General features: G+C 32.3%; 22 protein-coding genes. 14 read left to right on the top strand and 8 right to left on the bottom strand.

Annotated elements, in window-relative coordinates; all coding sequences use genetic code 11:
- Window positions 1-182: 182 nt before the first annotated feature.
- From SM9_RS06455 to SM9_RS11690, 4 genes are all read left to right on the top strand, one after another.
- Complete coding sequence (locus SM9_RS06455; RefSeq protein WP_157064695.1) at window positions 183-2,435, top strand: Ig-like domain-containing protein; 2,253 nt, start codon at window positions 183-185, stop codon at window positions 2,433-2,435.
- 232 nt (window positions 2,436-2,667) lie between these two features.
- Window positions 2,668-2,997, top strand: coding sequence for a TIGR04076 family protein (locus tag SM9_RS06450; protein WP_058739359.1), 330 nt, complete (start codon window positions 2,668-2,670; stop codon window positions 2,995-2,997).
- Window positions 2,998-3,615 carry a hypothetical protein gene (locus tag SM9_RS06445; protein ID WP_058739358.1) on the top strand — a complete coding sequence of 206 codons (618 nt, stop codon included), beginning with the start codon at window positions 2,998-3,000 and terminating at the stop codon, window positions 3,613-3,615. It abuts the gene before it with no gap.
- 45 nt (window positions 3,616-3,660) lie between these two features.
- On the top strand, window positions 3,661-3,759 hold the full coding sequence (locus tag SM9_RS11690) for a zinc ribbon domain-containing protein (RefSeq protein ID WP_083495860.1): 99 nt from the start codon (window positions 3,661-3,663) through the stop codon (window positions 3,757-3,759).
- A gap of 256 nt (window positions 3,760-4,015) precedes the next feature.
- Here SM9_RS11690 and SM9_RS06440 read toward each other — a convergent pair whose 3' ends face one another.
- On the bottom strand, window positions 4,016-4,645 hold the full coding sequence (locus tag SM9_RS06440; RefSeq protein WP_058739357.1) for a CatA-like O-acetyltransferase: 630 nt from the start codon (window positions 4,643-4,645) through the stop codon (window positions 4,016-4,018).
- Window positions 4,646-4,724: 79 nt separating this feature from the next.
- Between SM9_RS06440 and SM9_RS06435 the strand changes: the two genes are divergently transcribed.
- Both SM9_RS06435 and SM9_RS06430 read left to right on the top strand, forming a co-directional pair.
- Entirely contained in the window at window positions 4,725-6,056 is a 1,332-nt protein-coding gene (locus SM9_RS06435) for an FAD-dependent oxidoreductase (RefSeq protein WP_058739356.1), read from the top strand.
- A 15-nt stretch (window positions 6,057-6,071) separates the two neighbouring features.
- Complete coding sequence (locus SM9_RS06430; protein WP_058739355.1) at window positions 6,072-6,959, top strand: Mrp/NBP35 family ATP-binding protein; 888 nt, start codon at window positions 6,072-6,074, stop codon at window positions 6,957-6,959.
- Here SM9_RS06430 and SM9_RS06425 read toward each other — a convergent pair.
- Both SM9_RS06425 and msrA read right to left on the bottom strand, forming a co-directional pair.
- Window positions 6,946-7,320 (bottom strand): hypothetical protein, encoded by a 375-nt coding sequence (locus SM9_RS06425; RefSeq protein WP_058739354.1) that lies wholly within the window; start codon window positions 7,318-7,320, stop codon window positions 6,946-6,948. The two genes, SM9_RS06430 and SM9_RS06425, sit on opposite strands and share 14 nt — an antisense overlap.
- A 34-nt stretch (window positions 7,321-7,354) precedes the next feature.
- The gene (gene msrA, locus SM9_RS06420; protein ID WP_058740320.1) at window positions 7,355-8,269 is read right to left on the bottom strand and encodes a peptide-methionine (S)-S-oxide reductase MsrA; all 915 of its coding nucleotides are present in this window, start codon (window positions 8,267-8,269) and stop codon (window positions 7,355-7,357) included.
- 151 nt (window positions 8,270-8,420) lie between these two features.
- On the opposite strand from msrA, the gene SM9_RS06415 reads away from it, so the two are divergent.
- From SM9_RS06415 to SM9_RS06405, 3 genes are all read left to right on the top strand, one after another.
- The gene (locus SM9_RS06415) at window positions 8,421-9,143 is read left to right on the top strand and encodes a hypothetical protein (RefSeq protein ID WP_058739353.1); all 723 of its coding nucleotides are present in this window, start codon (window positions 8,421-8,423) and stop codon (window positions 9,141-9,143) included.
- A 153-nt stretch (window positions 9,144-9,296) separates the two neighbouring features.
- Window positions 9,297-9,479 carry a hypothetical protein gene (locus SM9_RS06410; RefSeq protein ID WP_058739352.1) on the top strand — a complete coding sequence of 61 codons (183 nt, stop codon included), beginning with the start codon at window positions 9,297-9,299 and terminating at the stop codon, window positions 9,477-9,479.
- A 5-nt stretch (window positions 9,480-9,484) separates the two neighbouring features.
- On the top strand, window positions 9,485-9,748 hold the full coding sequence (locus SM9_RS06405) for a hypothetical protein (RefSeq protein ID WP_058739351.1): 264 nt from the start codon (window positions 9,485-9,487) through the stop codon (window positions 9,746-9,748).
- Here the strand turns inward: SM9_RS06405 and SM9_RS06400 are convergent.
- From SM9_RS06400 to SM9_RS06390, 3 genes are read right to left on the bottom strand one after another with little or no spacing between them, the layout of a single operon-like run.
- The gene (locus SM9_RS06400; RefSeq protein WP_058739350.1) at window positions 9,743-10,015 is read right to left on the bottom strand and encodes a hypothetical protein; all 273 of its coding nucleotides are present in this window, start codon (window positions 10,013-10,015) and stop codon (window positions 9,743-9,745) included. The two genes, SM9_RS06405 and SM9_RS06400, sit on opposite strands and share 6 nt — an antisense overlap.
- Window positions 10,012-10,455, bottom strand: a complete 444-nt coding sequence (locus SM9_RS06395; RefSeq protein WP_058739349.1) for a hypothetical protein — start codon at window positions 10,453-10,455, stop codon at window positions 10,012-10,014. Before SM9_RS06395 ends, SM9_RS06400 begins: the two co-directional genes overlap by 4 nt.
- A 2-nt stretch (window positions 10,456-10,457) precedes the next feature.
- A complete protein-coding gene (locus SM9_RS06390) occupies window positions 10,458-10,886 on the bottom strand; it encodes an SseB family protein (RefSeq protein ID WP_058739348.1) in 429 nt (142 codons plus the stop codon).
- 244 nt (window positions 10,887-11,130) lie between these two features.
- On the opposite strand from SM9_RS06390, the gene SM9_RS06385 reads away from it, so the two are divergent.
- Window positions 11,131-11,727 carry a hypothetical protein gene (locus tag SM9_RS06385; RefSeq protein ID WP_058739347.1) on the top strand — a complete coding sequence of 199 codons (597 nt, stop codon included), beginning with the start codon at window positions 11,131-11,133 and terminating at the stop codon, window positions 11,725-11,727.
- Window positions 11,728-11,729: 2 nt separating this feature from the next.
- Window positions 11,730-12,062 (top strand): zinc ribbon domain-containing protein, encoded by a 333-nt coding sequence (locus tag SM9_RS06380; protein WP_058739346.1) that lies wholly within the window; start codon window positions 11,730-11,732, stop codon window positions 12,060-12,062.
- On the opposite strand, the gene SM9_RS06375 is transcribed toward SM9_RS06380, so the two are convergent.
- Window positions 12,059-13,009, bottom strand: coding sequence for a ketopantoate reductase family protein (locus SM9_RS06375; protein WP_058739345.1), 951 nt, complete (start codon window positions 13,007-13,009; stop codon window positions 12,059-12,061). The genes SM9_RS06380 and SM9_RS06375 overlap by 4 nt on opposite strands.
- Window positions 13,010-13,220: 211 nt before the next feature.
- Here SM9_RS06375 and SM9_RS06370 point away from each other — a divergent pair, with 211 nt between their 5' ends.
- Window positions 13,221-13,643, top strand: a complete 423-nt coding sequence (locus SM9_RS06370; RefSeq protein WP_232299100.1) for a flavodoxin family protein — start codon at window positions 13,221-13,223, stop codon at window positions 13,641-13,643.
- A 3-nt stretch (window positions 13,644-13,646) separates the two neighbouring features.
- On the opposite strand, the gene sstT is transcribed toward SM9_RS06370, so the two are convergent.
- Entirely contained in the window at window positions 13,647-14,888 is a 1,242-nt protein-coding gene (sstT, locus tag SM9_RS06365; RefSeq protein WP_058739343.1) for a serine/threonine transporter SstT, read from the bottom strand.
- Between the two features lie 111 nt (window positions 14,889-14,999).
- On the opposite strand from sstT, the gene SM9_RS06360 reads away from it, so the two are divergent.
- Together SM9_RS06360 and rbr are read left to right on the top strand one after the other, a co-directional pair.
- Window positions 15,000-16,703 (top strand): AAA family ATPase, encoded by a 1,704-nt coding sequence (locus SM9_RS06360; RefSeq protein WP_232299099.1) that lies wholly within the window; start codon window positions 15,000-15,002, stop codon window positions 16,701-16,703.
- A 73-nt stretch (window positions 16,704-16,776) separates the two neighbouring features.
- Complete coding sequence (gene rbr, locus SM9_RS06355) at window positions 16,777-17,322, top strand: rubrerythrin (protein ID WP_058739342.1); 546 nt, start codon at window positions 16,777-16,779, stop codon at window positions 17,320-17,322.
- The last annotated feature ends 394 nt before the right edge of the window (window positions 17,323-17,716 follow it).

Here is a 17,716-nt window from a genome sequence, read left to right as displayed (position 1 = left end):
GTCAAAATTGTTAATTGATTATTTAATGTTGATTGTTTTGTTTATTTAAATTTAATAGAAATTTTTGATAAATAAGAAATTTTGAAATTTTGGTGCTATATATGATTTCTAAAAAATATATATTTATTATATTTCTATTCATAATGCTAATTTATTTAAATGGGGTTTGTGCATCGGATAATATGACATCTGACATAGAGAATATTGCCTCAGATGATGCATCAGGCATTGAAATTAGAGATTCTGAATATTATGATGAAGTAAATGACCAATATGTCTATGGCGAGACGGAAATTACAAAAAATTATACTATTGCTGATTTTGACTGTTGCTCTTTTATAATACAGGAAGATGGTGAAACGGTATATGCATTCAGACAGGATTCGCCCCTCAACGGTTATGGCGTATATGTTCATTCTGAAAATTGGAATGGGGTAAAAATCATAAAACAGGAACTTGATACGGTTTCAACGTACTTTTTCCATTCAATCATCACAGAGGACGGCTGGGTTATGGGTCAGGGCGGAAGCCAGTATGATTCATCCAGTAGGCGTATTGAACAGTATGCAAGTACAATGTATGTAAACAAGGATATTTCTGCAGATTATCTTAACAGAATCAAAAATGTTCTTTCATCTTATGCTTATGGACATTTTGTTATTAAGGATCCTCAAGGAAACTATGGTATTGCATTTGCAGACAGGGTTGTGACTGGTAAGCTTAATATAGGTCAATACATGACCATTCCAAATGAAATTGAATATTTTGACAAGGGAGATTATAAGAAATATTCAAATAATCCTGTTGATGCAATAATTATGGTCTGTTCCTATGATGATTCTGGTTTAAACAGAAGAAACCTTTATACCTATGACTATAAGGCACATGACACTGAAAATGGAGTATTTTACGGTATTGACATGTTTGTGACAAATGATAATGGGCATAATGTAGGTTTACGTACAGAAAAAATCGTTACTCATTTTTATTATGAAGGAACATATTATCCTGCATCTGTAGTTCCTCAAAATCCGGACAAATTATATTTTGGAACAAAAATTTTTGATAACCAATACCTGGGAAATGTTATTGATATAGACAGCAGTAATTTGGCTACAGTAGGATATGAAAAGGAATTGCATTATACAGTTAATCATTTGGTTGCTGAAAGGACAATTGCTTTTGAATTAGGTGAAAATATTGATTTTGTGTCTGCTAATCCTACTGTAGGTAAATATTCATATGATTCCCAAAATCATATGTTATACTGGATAGTGCCTGCTACCAAGCAGGCGAGGGAAATTACATTTAAAGTAATGCCTAAAGTTACTGGAAACTACAATATTCACTCTTATGTAATAAGCATGGATGAAGACAACGATTTTGCTTTTAATGCTATTGAACCTTGTGCTTATCTTAATGCAAATGATGTGGAAAAATATGTGGGAGGACCTCAGAATTTGAATATTTATCTGACTGATGAATACTGCAACCCGTTAACAGGTGAGAAGGTTTCAATTTCTATAAACGGACAAAATTATTCTCGTAAAATAACAAATAATGGATATGTGTCTCTTGCAATTAATTTGGATGCCGGTGAATATGATGCTAAAGTCTCCTATGATGGAGGTGTTCGTAAAAATCAAACAAATGTGAAAGTTAAGGTTAAAACAACTTTATCCGGTAATGATATTGTAAAATATTATAAGAATGATACTCAATTTTATGCATCATTTTTGGATAATGAAGGTAATCCCTTAAAAAATTCAGATGTTCAATTTAATATCAATGGTATATTTTATATACGCAAAACAAATGAAAATGGGATGGCTAAATTAAATATTAATCTGAATCCAAATAATTATATAATCACTTCCATTAACCTAGCTACCGGTGAGAGATTTGCCAATACAATTACAGTTAAACCAGTTATCATTGAAAATAAGGATTTGAAGATGTATTATAAGGATGGAAGTCAATTCACAGTCAAAGTGCTTGATGGTTATGGTAATCCTTTAGCCGGTGCAAAGGTAACATTCAATATCAATGGTGTATTTTATGAAAGAACAACTAATGAAAATGCTACTGCTAAGTTGAATATTAATTTGGCTCCTGGAAATTATATCATTACTTCTACATATAATGGGGGAAGTGTGTCTAATAGTATTGTTGTACAGGAAAGACTTGTTTCAAGTGATTTGACAATGAAATATGATGATGGAAGTGCATTTAAGGTCACAGTTTTGGATAAAGAGGGAAATCCTTCATCTGAAGGTGGTGTAGTTGTATTTAACATCAATGGAATATTTTACAATCGTACAATTGGAACAGATGGTATTGCAAAACTAAATATTAATTTACTTTCCGGAAAATACATAATAACTTCATACTGGAATGGTTATGCTAAATCAAATACTATCACAATTAAAGATTAAATTTTAAGTTGGGTTAATCCCAATTCTTTTTTTTAATATTTTTTTCAAAACATTTATTATTCATTTTTTACAAAAGATTAAGTAAGTCATATATTTTATATTATAACCTCCAGTTATAATGGTTCAAATATTGCAAATACAATTGCAATAGCTGCCTAATGAATGAATCCATTTCATTCATATTTTCTTTTTTTGAAAAATATTATAATATATTTTAAATAAATAATTAACTATGAAAAAAGTTAAAATAACTATTTTAAAAACAACCCTTCAGGATGATCTTGCAAAGGAATATGGAATTGAAGGTCTTTCAACTTGTCCTTTGATGAGTGAAGGAGAAATATATTATGCTGATTATGCAAAGCCTGAGGGATTTTGTGATGAGGCATGGAAGGCAATTTATCAGTATGTTTTTGCCCTTGCACATGGTGTATCTGAGATTTGGTATTATTCAGACTGGATAAAGACTCATGGTGTTGCAATAGTTTCCTGCAATGATGGGTTAAGGCCAGTTATAATGAAGCTTGAAGCAACAGACATTGAAGCTTCACCGGAGGATTAGATGCCAACCTGTCCTAATTGCGGAAGTTATGTTCCTTTAGGTGATCACTCATGCAGCTGCGGAACAACAATTAGAAGTCGTGAAGATGATTATCTTGAAGAACAACAGGAGATGAAAAGATTAAAACATCAATATTTCCTTGAAGAACAAAAAAAGGAATTGATGCAAAGGAAAAAAGAAAATCCTTATAAATACGACTTTTTGAATGATTTATATCATGAAGGCGGAAATGAAATATATCTTGAACGAATGGATGAGGGAATATCAGAAATTGAGGAAAAATTCTCTGCTAAATTTAATGGAATCTATTCTCAAGGTTCAGCAATCTTTTTTAAGTTTTTAGTTGAAACGGAATATTACGATGCTATTATCCGAGCATCTTATGATACTTCTTATGCATATAACTATGTTGAATTGATAACAGATATCGTTACTCCTTATTTTGAAAAGCTATATTTAAATCAAGATTTTAGAAATCTTGTTAAAAAGACAGAATCTGAAATAAATGCAAAATTTAGATATTGTGATATTGTCATTTTTGGAAATGAGCTAGTTATATATGCTTACTTTGAAAATCGTAGATTTTTCTTAGATGTTGATAATATGGTATTAAGTTAATTAAAATATATATATTAATATAAAATAATATTTGGAGGTGGGATAATGAAGAAATGTCCTGAATGTGGTGAAATTGGTGATGATTCATCAATTTTTTGTCAAAATTGTGGAAATAAGTTGGAAAACATTAAAATAGAACTGTAAAAAATACTCCTCAAGTCACTGATTCTTCTTTTGAAAAAATTCAAACAATAAAAATTTTTGGTTATTCTATTATTGTGCTTGAGATTATAGTTATTTTAGGATCATGGTTCCATGTAAAAATGATTAATGCTATATCCATTATTATGTGTTATTGTTGCATTGTATGCTGGATTCAAATTAGCAGATTATGAAGAAACAATTAGGGATTCAAAAATAGTTGTGGGAGTTTCATTACTATTGTTTGTTTTGAGTTTGATTATAAGTTAAATGAATCAAACTCTTTTTGAGCATATTCGTAGAAATATGCAAGATCACGCCCTACAACAAATATATGGTTTACAGTAATTGATACAGTCATTTTATAATCTTTATTTACTTTTCCCCAGGTTATTAATGGTTGGATTTGTTTTCCTTGTACTTCACAGGATGTTATTGAATCAAAATCAACCCATGGAATGCATGAATAGTTTGCTATGTTCGTATAGTCTCTTTCAAGCATATCAAGTGTAAATCCATCATCTTCTCCATTTAATATTTTATTGGATAACTCTTTTACATAATCGTGCCATTTGTAAATGTCTTCAAATTCTTGAGGTATTTTGACTCTCATTTCCCTATATATTTCAAGTTCTTCATTCATTATTGGAGTCACACCATCAAGATAATCATATTCAACTGTTTTATCATTAATTATTCTTCTTTTTAGATTTTCAACATTGTTGGTCGCATTAATCAAACATCCAAGGCTTAATATAAAGAATGAATAGTCATTTTTTTTACAGAATTTCCATAGCTTTTCCACATTAATTCTTGCAGACATTGTATATCTTGAAGATTTAAAGTTAATAAATGGGTTATTTTTTAAGTCAAAATCAATTTCTTTCATAATAATCCCTTAATTATTTATATTAATTATTAATATATTAAATATTGTTAAATAATTATCTTAAATAGGTTTTGTTAAAATGAAAGTGGTAATTGTTGGTGGAGGAGCTGGAGGAATATCAACAGCTTCTAATCTTCGTAAAATGGATAAAAATTGTGAGATTGTTGTTCTTACAAGAGATGATAAGGTTGCATACTCACCGTGTGCTATTCCTTATGTTTTATCTGGAACAATTAAATCTTTTGATGATATTGTAATGAGAACTCCTGAAGACTATAAGAAAAAAGATATTGATATCATAACTGAAGTTGAAGTTACTGCAGTTGACAGTGGTAAAAAAACTGTTACTTACGAATCCAAATCTAAATCAAAAACTATTAAATATGATAAATTGGTTTTAGCTACTGGTGGAAATCCATTTGTGCCTCCAATGGAGGGTGTGGATTTGGAGGGTGTATATCAAATCAGAAATATTGATGATGGTATTAAAGTTCAGGAAGCTATCAAGGATGCTAAAAGTGCAATTGTAACCGGTGCCGGTTTAATAGGTATTGAAATTGCATTTGCATTAATGAAACAAGGTTTGAATGTTACATTAAGTGAAATGATGCCTCAAATCGTACCAAGGTCACTTGATAAGGACATGTCCGATATCTTGGTTAAATATCTTGAAATGGAAGGAATCAATGTTGTCTTAGGAAAACCGATTACCAAATTGATTGGTGATAAGAAAGTTGAAAAGGCATGCTTTGATGATGAAGAGTTAATCGATGCAGATATGGTCATTTTAGCTACTGGTGTCAGGGCTGAATTGGATCTGGCTAGAATGGCAGGCTGTGAAATTGGAAGATGGGCAATTCTTGTAAACGACAGAATGGAAACTTCAGTGGAAGATATCTATGCTGTGGGGGATTGTGTAGAATCCAAGGACTTGATTTTAGGATTTAATACAATTTCTCAATTGGGTACCACTGCGGTTCGTGAATCAAAAACATTGGCTCGTACAATCTGTAACAAAAAATCCAAATTCAATCCTGTATTAAATTCAATGGTTTCAAAAGTTGGAAAATTGGAATTTGGTGCAGTTGGATATACTACTAGTTTTGCTCAGCAAAATAGAATCAGGCCTGTTGTGCAAAAAGTCGAAGCATTAACAAGAGCACGTTATTATCCGAATGCAAAACCTATGGATATCAAAATTATTTGTGATGGAAATGGAACTATTATTGGTTGTCAAATCATAGCAGAGGAAAGGGTAGCTGAAAGAATTGATACTATGACATTAGCTATCACTGAAGGTTTAACCTGCTTTGATTTAAGCAATATGGAATTTGCTTATGCGCCACCAGTATCTATGGTTACAGATCCGTTAATACTTGCTGTTGAAGAAGTTAGTAAAAAATTCAATTAAATAGGGGGAAATTAAATGGCAGAAAATCCACATCATGGTCACGGTCACGGACATGGCCACGGGGGTCAAATGACTCCTGAACAACAAAAGCAGATGATTGAGCAAGAAATCAAATTATCCAGAAATTTAGGTCAAATTAAATATAAAATAGCTGTTATGAGTGGAAAAGGAGGGGTTGGAAAATCAACCGTTGCAGCGAATCTTGCAGAAACTTTCCAGAAGTTAGGATTTTCCACAGGTATTTTAGATGCCGATATTCATGGACCAAACATTCCTAAAATGTTAGGTTTGGAAGGTGAAGATTTATTCATTAATGAAAACCGTAATATGGTTCCTGTTGAAGCTCCAAGCGGCTTGAAAGTAATGTCAATGGCATTCATGCTTGACAGCATTGACACTCCAATCATTTGGAGAGGACCTCAAAAATCAGGTTCAATCAAACAGTTAATTGCTGAAGTGGAATGGGGTCCGCTTGATGTATTAATTATAGATAACCCTCCAGGAACTGGAGATGAACCGTTAACAGTCTTGCAGACTATTCCAAATCTTGATGCTGTTGTTATGGTTACAACACCTAACGTTGTATCACAGGAAGATGTCTTGAAATGTGTAAAGATGGTTAACATGTTGAATGTGGAAAATATAGGTCTTGTCGAAAACATGGCATACTATATCTGTCCTCATTGCGGAGAAAAATTAAACATTTTCGGTGAAGGTGACGGTGAAACATTCTCCGAAGAAATGGAAATCGAATATCTTGGAGATTTGCCGTTGACTGAAAATGTAAGTGACTCACCAAACAAGGATGGTGTCGTATCAACACTTGACCCTGATGGTGAAGTTTCAAAAAGATTCGAAGAATTCGTTGGAAAAATCAATGAAAGTTTTTTTAAACAAGAGTAATGTAGCTGACGCTGGCTATATTGATTAGATATCCTAAAAAATTAGGATCATCTATTTTTTCTATTTTTTTAATTACGTAATCCTTATTTTCGCTCATTTCATTTAAATCATAATATTCCATTCCACGTTCGTATTCCAATAAGTCAGTAAAAATAGGAATGACATATTCTCCATCATTGCCGTAGGGAATGGTAAATAACTCATCTTGGTTGCCTGAAATAATAAATATGTTTTCACTCAAGTATTCCTTGATTTCATCGTCTGTCTTTTCAATCATTTTCTGATTGTTGTTCTCTCCATGAAGATAGCTCATGTTTATCAATTGCTTTAATTCCGGGTGTTTTATGTCTTCGGCTTTCATTGTTAATACCTTTTTATTTCATATTATATAATTTTTAATCTTTTTGGTCAAATAAGCTTAAATACTCACCATAGCCTTCATTTTCCAAATCCTCTTTCGGGATAAATCTTAATGCTGCTGAGTTTATGCAATATCTTTTTGTTCCGTTCGGTCCGTCATTGAATTCATGGCCTAAATGTGAGTTGGCCTTACTGCTTCTCACTTCAGTTCTAACCATTCCATGGGTGAAGTCCCTGTGCTTTATTATTGCATCTTCATTTACTGGCTTTGAAAATGCAGGCCATCCGCATCCTGAATCAAACTTGTCCTTTGAAGTGAAGAGAACTTCACCATTTACAACATCTACATATATACCATCTTCAAAAAAGTTATCATATTTTCCACTAAATGGTACTTCTGTTAAAGCAAGCTGTGTTATTTGGTACTCTTCTCGAGTCAAGTGGTCAAATTCTTTATCATCTATCTGATTTAAATCAACATGACAGTAGCCCTGTGGATTTTTCTCAAGATATTTCTGATGATATTCCTCAGCATGATAGAAACCGTAAATCTCATGGGCTTCAACAGCTATTTTTTTGGGTGCCTCCTTTTGCTTTTTGTTTAAAAACTTTACAACAGTGCTTCGCTGTGAAGGTTCCTGCCAATAGATACCTGTTTTATACTGGCTTCCAACATCTGAACCCTGTCTGTTGATGCTGTATGGATCGATAATCCTGAAATATTGCTCTAAAATTTCTTCAAGTGAAATGATTTCCGGATTGTATGTTACTTTAACGCATTCACTGTGTCCTGTTTTTCCACTGCAAACGCTTTCATATGTAGGGTCATGTGTTCTTCCGTTCGCATATCCTACTTCGGTCTGATTAACTCCTTTAAGTCTTGAAATGTATGCTTCAACACCCCAAAAGCAACCACCAGATAAATAAATGACTTGTTGAGATTTATACATATTTTTTAATGTATTGGATTGTAATATAAATAGCTTTGTAATGAATCTTTCAAAATTAGGTATTGAAAAGTTTATCAATTTGGAAAAGTAAAAAGTTTGTAACCTTAAAAATTTTATATATCATAATTGATAAAAATTTAAGATGGAAACAATGAAAGAAGATCATATAATTATATCAATAATATTAATTTTGATTGTTATTGGTGTGGGAATTACTTTAATTCTGAACGAATCACAACAAGAAACAGAAACTTTAGATGAATATACAACAATAATAGGAAACAACTCCAACGGTACAGTTTATAAGATAACATACGGAAATTTATCCTCCAATAATACTGCAATAATGATTTTAGGAGTCCATAGCCTTGAAAATGGTACTCATATTGCTACAAATGAATCCATAATGAATTTCACTAAGGATAATACTCTCAAAAACAGGTTTGTTGCATATTACATTAAACTTAATTTCAATGATAGCGGTATGAATACCAGTGACTATGATACAAACAGGCATATGGGTGAACTTTTAGCCAATGAATATGTTGTTCCGGATATTGAAAACTATGACCCTTATGTTGTAGTTGACGTTCATGAAATGGAAGACTATTGGGAAAATCAGAAATATGTGGGTATCATTAACAATGAATCTAATGTGTCTGTGCAATATGCCAATGAAATCGCTGGCAATTTGAGTTTTCCAGTATTTCCAATCACTGGAGGCACTTCACCTGAATGGGTAACGATACCGATTTCAAATAACCGCCATGAAGTGATTCTTTTTGAAACCGCTCAGGATGACAGTATGGAAAATAAAACGCAGATTGCAAGCAATTTGGTAAGGACAGTTGATAATTTTAATGTTTACAAATAATTTTTTTATTTGTTGGCAGAAATTATTATCATGATTGAAAAAAATTTTAAAATTCATTTTGTCCAATCATATAATCGTACTTAGAAAATTATATATTAAGTTGGAAAGTTATATATTATATAATAAATGTAATGGTGTGGAGGAAATTTTAAGATGTTTTACTCAACAATAATGAAAATTGATTCAATTGACAGATTAAGAGATATCAGAGATGCATTACTTGTAGAACAAGGTATTAATCCAACTCGTCAAGGAGAACAAGCTATTAAAGTTGTAGTTGAAAGAATTGATGAAATTCAAGCTACATTAGATAAATCCGCTTCTAGAAACAAGTGATTTTTGTGATAAAATTAGTAACTGGTCGCAGACGTTTAATCAGAAAAAGAATGTATAGGGCTCCTCATAAAAGAGAACAAAGAAACACTTATTTTCGTGAAAATAAGGAGTTGAATAAGTCTTTTCAAAATGAATATTCTAACAAGGAAAAGATTTTTACTAAGCGCAGACCAAAAAGAGAAGCAATTTCCGGTTTTAAAATGTCTTATAGGTATAAGTATTACAATCAGGAAAATGCTGAAGAAAATGAGGAAGAAGAGGAGTTATAATTCTAAAATCTCTTCTTTTGAAATTATTTTGTTTTTTGAATGGATGTCCAAAACAAGACCGGAAAAATCGTCATCATTTTTTGAAAGTTCCTTAAATAAGTCAATAGATACTTTACAAGGTTTATAATCGGCAAGTTCCAAATATTCAAAACCTTCATTGTAATTTTTCATATCTGAAAATACTATTATTTTGAAATCATCTATTTTTCCCATTACAAGGAAATCCTTTTCATGATCTTCGCCGAGTGTTGGGCATATAAAGTTCATATGTTTCCCTCTGTATCCATTCTGAAGTTTTGAGAATGAGGATTTATAATTATTCCTTTGAAATACTTGTCATTTTCTCCCAATTCCTTAATGTCTTCAGCAGATATGACCTTTTGAGTCATTTTATCAAGGAAAAGTTTGGTTAATTTCTCACTGCCCTCATCATATTCGCATACATCGGTAAAAATAGGAATGACATATTCCTTTGTTTTTTCGGTTAATGTAAGCTTTATAAGTTCATCCTTTTCATCAATTAATGTTAGGTAAACTTCTTGAGGATATCTTCTTTTGATGTTGATTTTAACACCGTCAAGCTCTGAAGCGGATTCCTTTTTAACCCTTTTTAAAATTTTGGAATATAAGTTAATGAAATCTTTCATTTGACTTTTGCATCCACCTTCAGAGGTTTTTTGGTAATATTCGTAATCTTTAAGTTGCATATCTATTCGTCACAGCAGTCATGTACGGTTTCGGCAAATACTACAAATCCATTTTCCGGTGCGTTGATTGCAAGGCCTAAGAAATCATCATCTTCTGTGTATGCTGCAATAATTTCTTCACCGCTACCTTTGTCAAGTTCAAATTCGCCGCTTCCTTCCTGGCCTTTAAAGAATTCAATAGCTTTGTTGGCTTCTTCTTCGCTGGTGTACACTGGTATAAAAAAGCTTTCGTCATCTTCTTCTTCACCGATGAGCAATGCAACGATTTCGGTTTCATCTTCGAGTTTATTTAAAATCATGTATAATTCAGCATGGAATACTGCATGGTCTATTTCATGAGCAAGTTCATGTAATTCCTCTTCTGATGCTCCGTTATCTTCAAGTTCAATATACTTTTCAGTCAAGTTTTTTAAATTTTCAGTGTTTTCCATTTTTTCACCTTAATTATAAAAATAAGCATTTTTTTTAAACAAATAAGCATTCTCTTCCTAAACACCACTAAAGGAATACAAACGAATGCTTATCATTAACCATCACCATTGTTCATATTATAAAAAAATAGTATGTAAAATATGAACAATACTATTTTACTACTTTTAAGTATTTAAGTGTTTAGTTTTTTCGCATGGTTTTTCCCTTTAATATATATACAAGTTGTTAATATATTACTAAATGATGAAAAAAATAATTTTCATTTCATTAATATTTCTTATAATAGGATGTGTATATGCCGAAGATTTTTCAAAAGTTACTGTCAATGGTAACGAGTTTGAAATTCCAAACCAATACTCATTGGGAGATAAGCAGAAAAACGGTTATGTCTACCATGACTTAAGGACTTTTGCAATATTATGTGTGGATGACTATATAATAAGCAATTACGGCGGATACTATAAGATTTCGGATTCTGTTAGTGATTTGTCTATAGACAGCCGCCCTGCAAGATTGCTGACAGTGTATAATACATATATCTCTAAAAATGTATCTTATCTATATTTTCCGGTTAACCAGTCAGTCTATTGCATATGCTTTCAGGGAAATGATGTAAACGCAAGTATTTCACATATTGTGGAGTCAGCTCCTGCATCTGATATGACATCCGATTCATTTTATGGCATCTTGAGTGAGGCATACGGGCAGCATGAAGACAGAGCATATTTAGATAGGGTCAGCACGGATTATTCCAATTCTGTATCACAAAAAAATCAGCATGATACCCATTCCAACAATCAGTTAATTACATGGTATCTGCTTACACATGGGGGACGATAAAAATGATTTGTCCAAAATGTAAGGAAGTATATGAAGACGGAAGTGTATTTTGCGTATCCTGCGGAACACGCCTGGTATCTGAAGATTTTAAGGTTTCCGAAGGAGATCCAATAAAAAGACATTCATCACGTTTCAAAACTTCAAAACCAAAAAATGAACCTAAAGATGTACCCGAAATGGAAAATAAACAAGAAATCAAAAAAGAAACAGACAGTCAATTTCAATTAAGCAACATTTCAAATGACAATAAACTTGATATTCTAATTATACAAAACAAGGAACTGATTAAGCAAAACAATAGGATAATAGAGCTTTTAGAAAAACTTGCAAATTAGAAATCACTTTCTATTGCTTTGATTAGGTTATAGATGATTCTGTTTGTACTTACATCAACATCGTATTTTTCTCCAAGTTCTATTACTTTTCCATTTAATGAGTCTATTTCAGTTTTTATTTTTCTTTTAATGTCATTATGGGTTGATGAGTAATGATTGTATGTGTCCGGAACTAGTTTTGAGTAGAACAGGTCTCTGTATTCATCAGGGCTCTTCCATAAAGTTGAATATGGGGAAGCCTCAAGGACATTGAATATCTCATCAATGATTTTATTCATTATTTCAATGGTGTATTCATTTTCAGTCAGCTTTCCGTATGTAACATCCAGTATTGATTCCAATGGGTTTAAGCTACAGTTATACAGCATCTTTGCCCAAAGGTACTTGTCCAGCTCTTCTGTCAGTTCACAATTTAATCCGGATGCAGTAATCCTGTCAGCTATTTCCTGCAGATGGGAGATGTCTTCACCCTGAAGAGATCCCAAAAGCATTGGTTCTGTGTAAACCGTTATCTCGCTTATGTTTCTCTCAGGCCTTGCAAATCCAGTAATTATACGTGCACAGTAGACTTCTGATGTCTTGAAGTATTTTAAGTATGCCTCATCGTTTCCAAATCCGTTTTGACAAATCAGTATTGTAAAATCATTTTTCAATATGTCTCTATGCATATCTAATTTTGCACTGATTTCACTGTTGGATACAGTTTTACTTGCAACAAGCACATAGTCAAATGAATTTTTTGGAATCTCTTCATAACCTTTATAGATATTGAATTCTTTTGGATTGAAAGAGTAGTTTGTAAATAAGCCTGTTCTTTTAATTCCATCTTCCCTCATTTTGCTTGCAGTTTTTTTGCTTGCAAGAAATGATACATTTTCTCCCTGTGACAGGAGTGAACTTCCAAGTCCAATCCCTACAGCTCCGGAACCTATTATCAGTATATTCATAGAATTAATTATGTTTTGAATAAAATAAAAATTTTTTTAAATATATATGAAAATTTTACACTTGAAATATATCTGTGGCTGAGAAATTTTCATTCTATTGGATACAGTAAATGGCTTAATTTTTAAAAATAAGTTGATATATTAAGTATTTGATATAAAATTTTTTCATAAAAATTTAGACGTATATTTCTATTGTAAAGTATATTGTAACATGTACAGAATGATGGTGATGACATGTAAGTTTGAAAAATTTACACTATGTCGCTTCCATCATAATTATCAATCAGAATATAGTAGAATCATGGTGCTTTTATTCACTTTCATGATTTTATATGATATAATATTAATAGTTAATACTGCACAGCTTAAAACTATAATCGATAGGTTCTATTCTATTTTCAACAATCCTAACAAGAAGTTTTCAGGAAAGGTTGTACTGATTTTTACACACACCTATCCTGGTGATGATTTCTACAGGCCTTACATCGATTTGGTCATAAAGCAGCCATTCGAGATGAATACAGAACTGGAAATGGTTGATTGTCTTGAAGTGGGTGGTGTCAAGTTCATCGGTGATGCTGATAATGCTGAAGATGCATTGAAAAAAGCATATGGAATAGGATTGAAATTCTAAATCCTATTTCGCAAATTCTCCTAAAAATTTCATATCTTCTCCACGTTTCATTCTATCGTAGTATTCTGCTGTTGCAGAGAAAAGTGCGTCTCCACTTGAATTAAGTGCAGTTTCGCATGAATCCTGAATCACACCAATAATAAATCCAACCGCAACCGCCTGCATTGCAATGTCATTACCGATACCGAACATTGAGCATGCCATTGGAATAAGCAGTAATGATCCACCAGCCACACCGGATGAGCCGCATGCTGCCGCTGTTGAAATTAGGCATAACATTATTGTAATTGGTAGTGATATGTGTATTCCCAGTGTATTGCAGACTGCTAATGTCATTACTGTAATCGTAACTGCAGCACCTTCTGTGTTTATTGTAGCGCCTAAAGGAATACTTATTGAGTAGAAATCCTTATCCAATCCCAGTCTTTCACATAGCCTCATGTTAATTGGAATGTTTGCTGCTGAACTTCTGGAAAAAAATGCAGTAATACCACTTTCCCTAAGGCATGTGAATACGAGAGGATAAGGGTTGCGCTTTAGGGTTAATGCTACAATTAACGGATCTGTAATCAGTGCAACAATTCCAATACATACTACAAGTAATAGTATTAGCTGGCCGTATTGGGTAAATATACCTATTCCGCTTTCTGAAACGGAAGTAAAAACAAGTCCCATTACTCCTATAGGAGCAAACTGTATTATTCCTCTTACTATTATGGTCAGGGCGTTTGCAAAATCTTCCATCATATTTTTTGTATTGTCACTTGCTACAATCTTAAGAGCTATTCCAAATACAAAAGACCAGAATAGGATTCCCAGATATTCCCCTTCGGTTAATGACTTTATAGGATTTGAAAAGATTGTTGTCAGTATGTTTGTTAGAATTTCTTCAAGGCCACTTGGTGCTGATACATTACTTGCAGCAGTAAGGTGCATTCCGACCGGAAAAAGATGGCTTCCTAAAACAGCAACTATTGCAGCTATGAAAGTACTGAAGAGATAGAAAATGATGACTGTTTTAAATCTGCTCGCAATTCCACTTTTTGCTTTGGATAGTGCAGATGCAACCAACACAAAGACAAGAAGCGGAGCCACTGCTTTGAGTGCACTTACAAATAGAGTTCCAGGTAGGCCAATTATTGAAACTTTTGGAATGAAAACTCCTAAAATAACACCAATAATCATTCCAATAATTATTTTTAGTATTAGACTGCTTTCAGTCCATTTTTTAATAAATTTTTTCATATTTTTAACTCATTTTTTTTATTGAATAATATTTGTTTCATACTAAATATAAAATTTAGTTAATTATATTTAAGTATAATTCTAAACATTATCACATAGGTTGTGTTAATCTTGTCAGATAATTGGAAACTATGCGATAATTGTCATCAGAAAGTTGATGAAACTGCTGAAGTCTGTCCTTATTGTAATCATGATTTATCAAAAAAAGATGAAAATTCAATAAATCAGGAAATTAATGAATTATATGAATATTGTGAATTGATCGATAATCGTGGGGTTTATGATGAAAATGTTACTCCTATTCTGGCAGACTATAAATCCAGTGGACATTCAGTTAAGGAAATAGTACAGACAAATCTTGCTGACTTTTTGACATATCTTTCATTGAACGGAGAATCATTCACTGACAAGAAATTGATTTTTATAAGGGACACATTGGATTTGGATTATGGCATAGATGATTTGAATTTAATTCTTTCCAATAATTACGATAATGATTTTAAAGATTATCTGCCATTGTCATTTAAGATATTTCATGAAAACGACATGTTCCATAAGGATTTTCTGAATGAAAAGAATCTGGATGGATACTGCAGTAGGCTTTTTGAAATTTACAGGGATTTGGCAAAGGCATATTTCAAATGCGATTATACTGATCCCAAATCATACAGGCTTTTTGATGAGTATATGAACGGGCTGTCGCATAACCTTTCTCAGTTCAAAAACAATTATTTTTCAAACAAGGATAGTGTTGATGAAAATCATGTTTCAAAGGTTTTGAATTTGCTTTGTGAATGTGAAGACATCAATAACTTCACTGCAGACTTTCTGGCTGAGGCAAGAACATGGATTAATCTAGCTATTGACGGCAACAGTCAATATGAAAGATTTTATGATGAATTGTCTAAAAAAAGGCCCGATGTTGTAGCGTCAATACTTATGAACACTGACTTTAATTTGAATTTGGACAAGGACTCAAAGTCTGATGAAGAAAGCAAAGAGAGCGATGAGAGTTTGGAGGAGTTAATAGATGAATTGAATAAATTGGTAGGTCTAGAAGCCGTTAAAAAGGAAGTCAATTCATTGGTTAATCTGATTCAGATAAGAAAAATCAGAAAGGAGCGTGGAATGAAACAGCCACCGATGTCTCTTCATCTTGTGTTTTCAGGTAATCCCGGCACAGGAAAGACAACTGTTGCCCGTCTGCTTTCAAAAATTTATAAAAAACTTGGAGTCTTATCAAAAGGACATCTTATTGAAACTGACAGAAGCGGTTTGGTCGGAGGATATTTGGGCCAGACTGCAATAAAAACCCAGGAAGTTATTCAAAGCGCAATGGGAGGAATACTTTTCATTGATGAAGCATACACTTTAGTTCCAAAAAGTCAGAATGATGCATATGGTCAGGAAGCTATTGATACTATTTTAAAGGCAATGGAAGATCATCGTGATGATTTGGTGGTCATAGTTGCAGGATATCCTGCACTGATGGACAATTTCATACATTCAAATCCCGGTTTGGAGTCAAGATTCAACAAGTATATTTTCTTTGATGATTATAATCCTGAAGAATTGTACGGCATATTCATCAGCATGTGTGAAAATTCAAGTTTAATACTTGATTCAAAGGCTGATGACTATCTTAAGGGATTGTGCGAGGATTTATACAATACCCGTGGTGACAATTTTGCAAACGGTCGCCAAATCAGAAATATCTTTGAAAATGTATTGACATCCCAGGCTAATAGATTGTCTGGAGATTCAGATATTACTGATGAAGAATTAATGACAATTCTTTTAGAAGACTTTGAATGATATTTTTGTCCAACAAAAAATCATTATTTTTTTATAAAATAATTTTTATATATATTAATTGGAGATGTATATTATGACTGATTTAAAAGGTACAAAAACTGAAGCAAATTTGCAAGCCGCTTTTGCTGGTGAGTCCCAAGCTCACACCAAGTATCAATACTTTGCTGCAAAAGCTAAAGAAGAAGGTTATGTTCAAATCCATGACATTTTTATGGAAACTTCCAAAAACGAAAGGGAACATGCTAAAATCTGGTATAAACTTTTACATGATGAAGAAATTCCTGACACTATTGAAAACTTAAACGCAGCAGCTGACGGTGAAAACGAAGAATGGACTGCAATGTACAAAGAGTTTGCTGAAACTGCTCGTGAAGAAGGTTTTGCTAAAATCGCTTTCTTGTTTGAAAAAGTAGGTGCAATCGAAAAAGAACATGAAGAAAGATACAGAACTTTACTTGACACCGTTGAAAATGAAACTGTCTTTGCTAAAGATGAAGAAGTTGAATGGAAATGTGAAAACTGTGGATTCATTTTCAAAGGTCCTAATGCACCTGAAAAATGTCCAGTATGCGGATATCCTAAAGCACATTTCGAACAAAGAGCTCAAAATTATAAATAATTTTGATCTTTTTTTATTTTTTATTTTTATTTAGCTATTTTTAATTATTTTTAGAAAACAAGAGATAATAATAGGTGTTTATCGGTTTAATAAACACCTAGTTGAGATATTTGTGGAAAAATTTTGGCAGATAAATTTTTCCGTTTTTTTTGAATTAGAAAATTGTGGAAAACTAATTCAAGTAATTTAATTTTGGAGATTGTATTAGTTTTTATTGACTAATAATGTTTTTAAGCAATGTGTTTTTTTTTCTTTTCACATCACTATTTAATAATGTAGTAAGAAGTAGTATATAAATGTTTCGTTATTTTTTAGGTATACCTAAATATATTGTTATAATTACTGCCTAAAAAATAACTATTGTTATATAATAATGGTATAGCATCATATTTAA

Source organism: Methanobrevibacter millerae, assembly GCF_001477655.1.
GTDB classification, from domain to species: Archaea; Methanobacteriota; Methanobacteria; order Methanobacteriales; family Methanobacteriaceae; genus Methanocatella; species Methanocatella millerae_A.
This window is presented reverse-complemented; position numbering and strand designations above follow the sequence as displayed.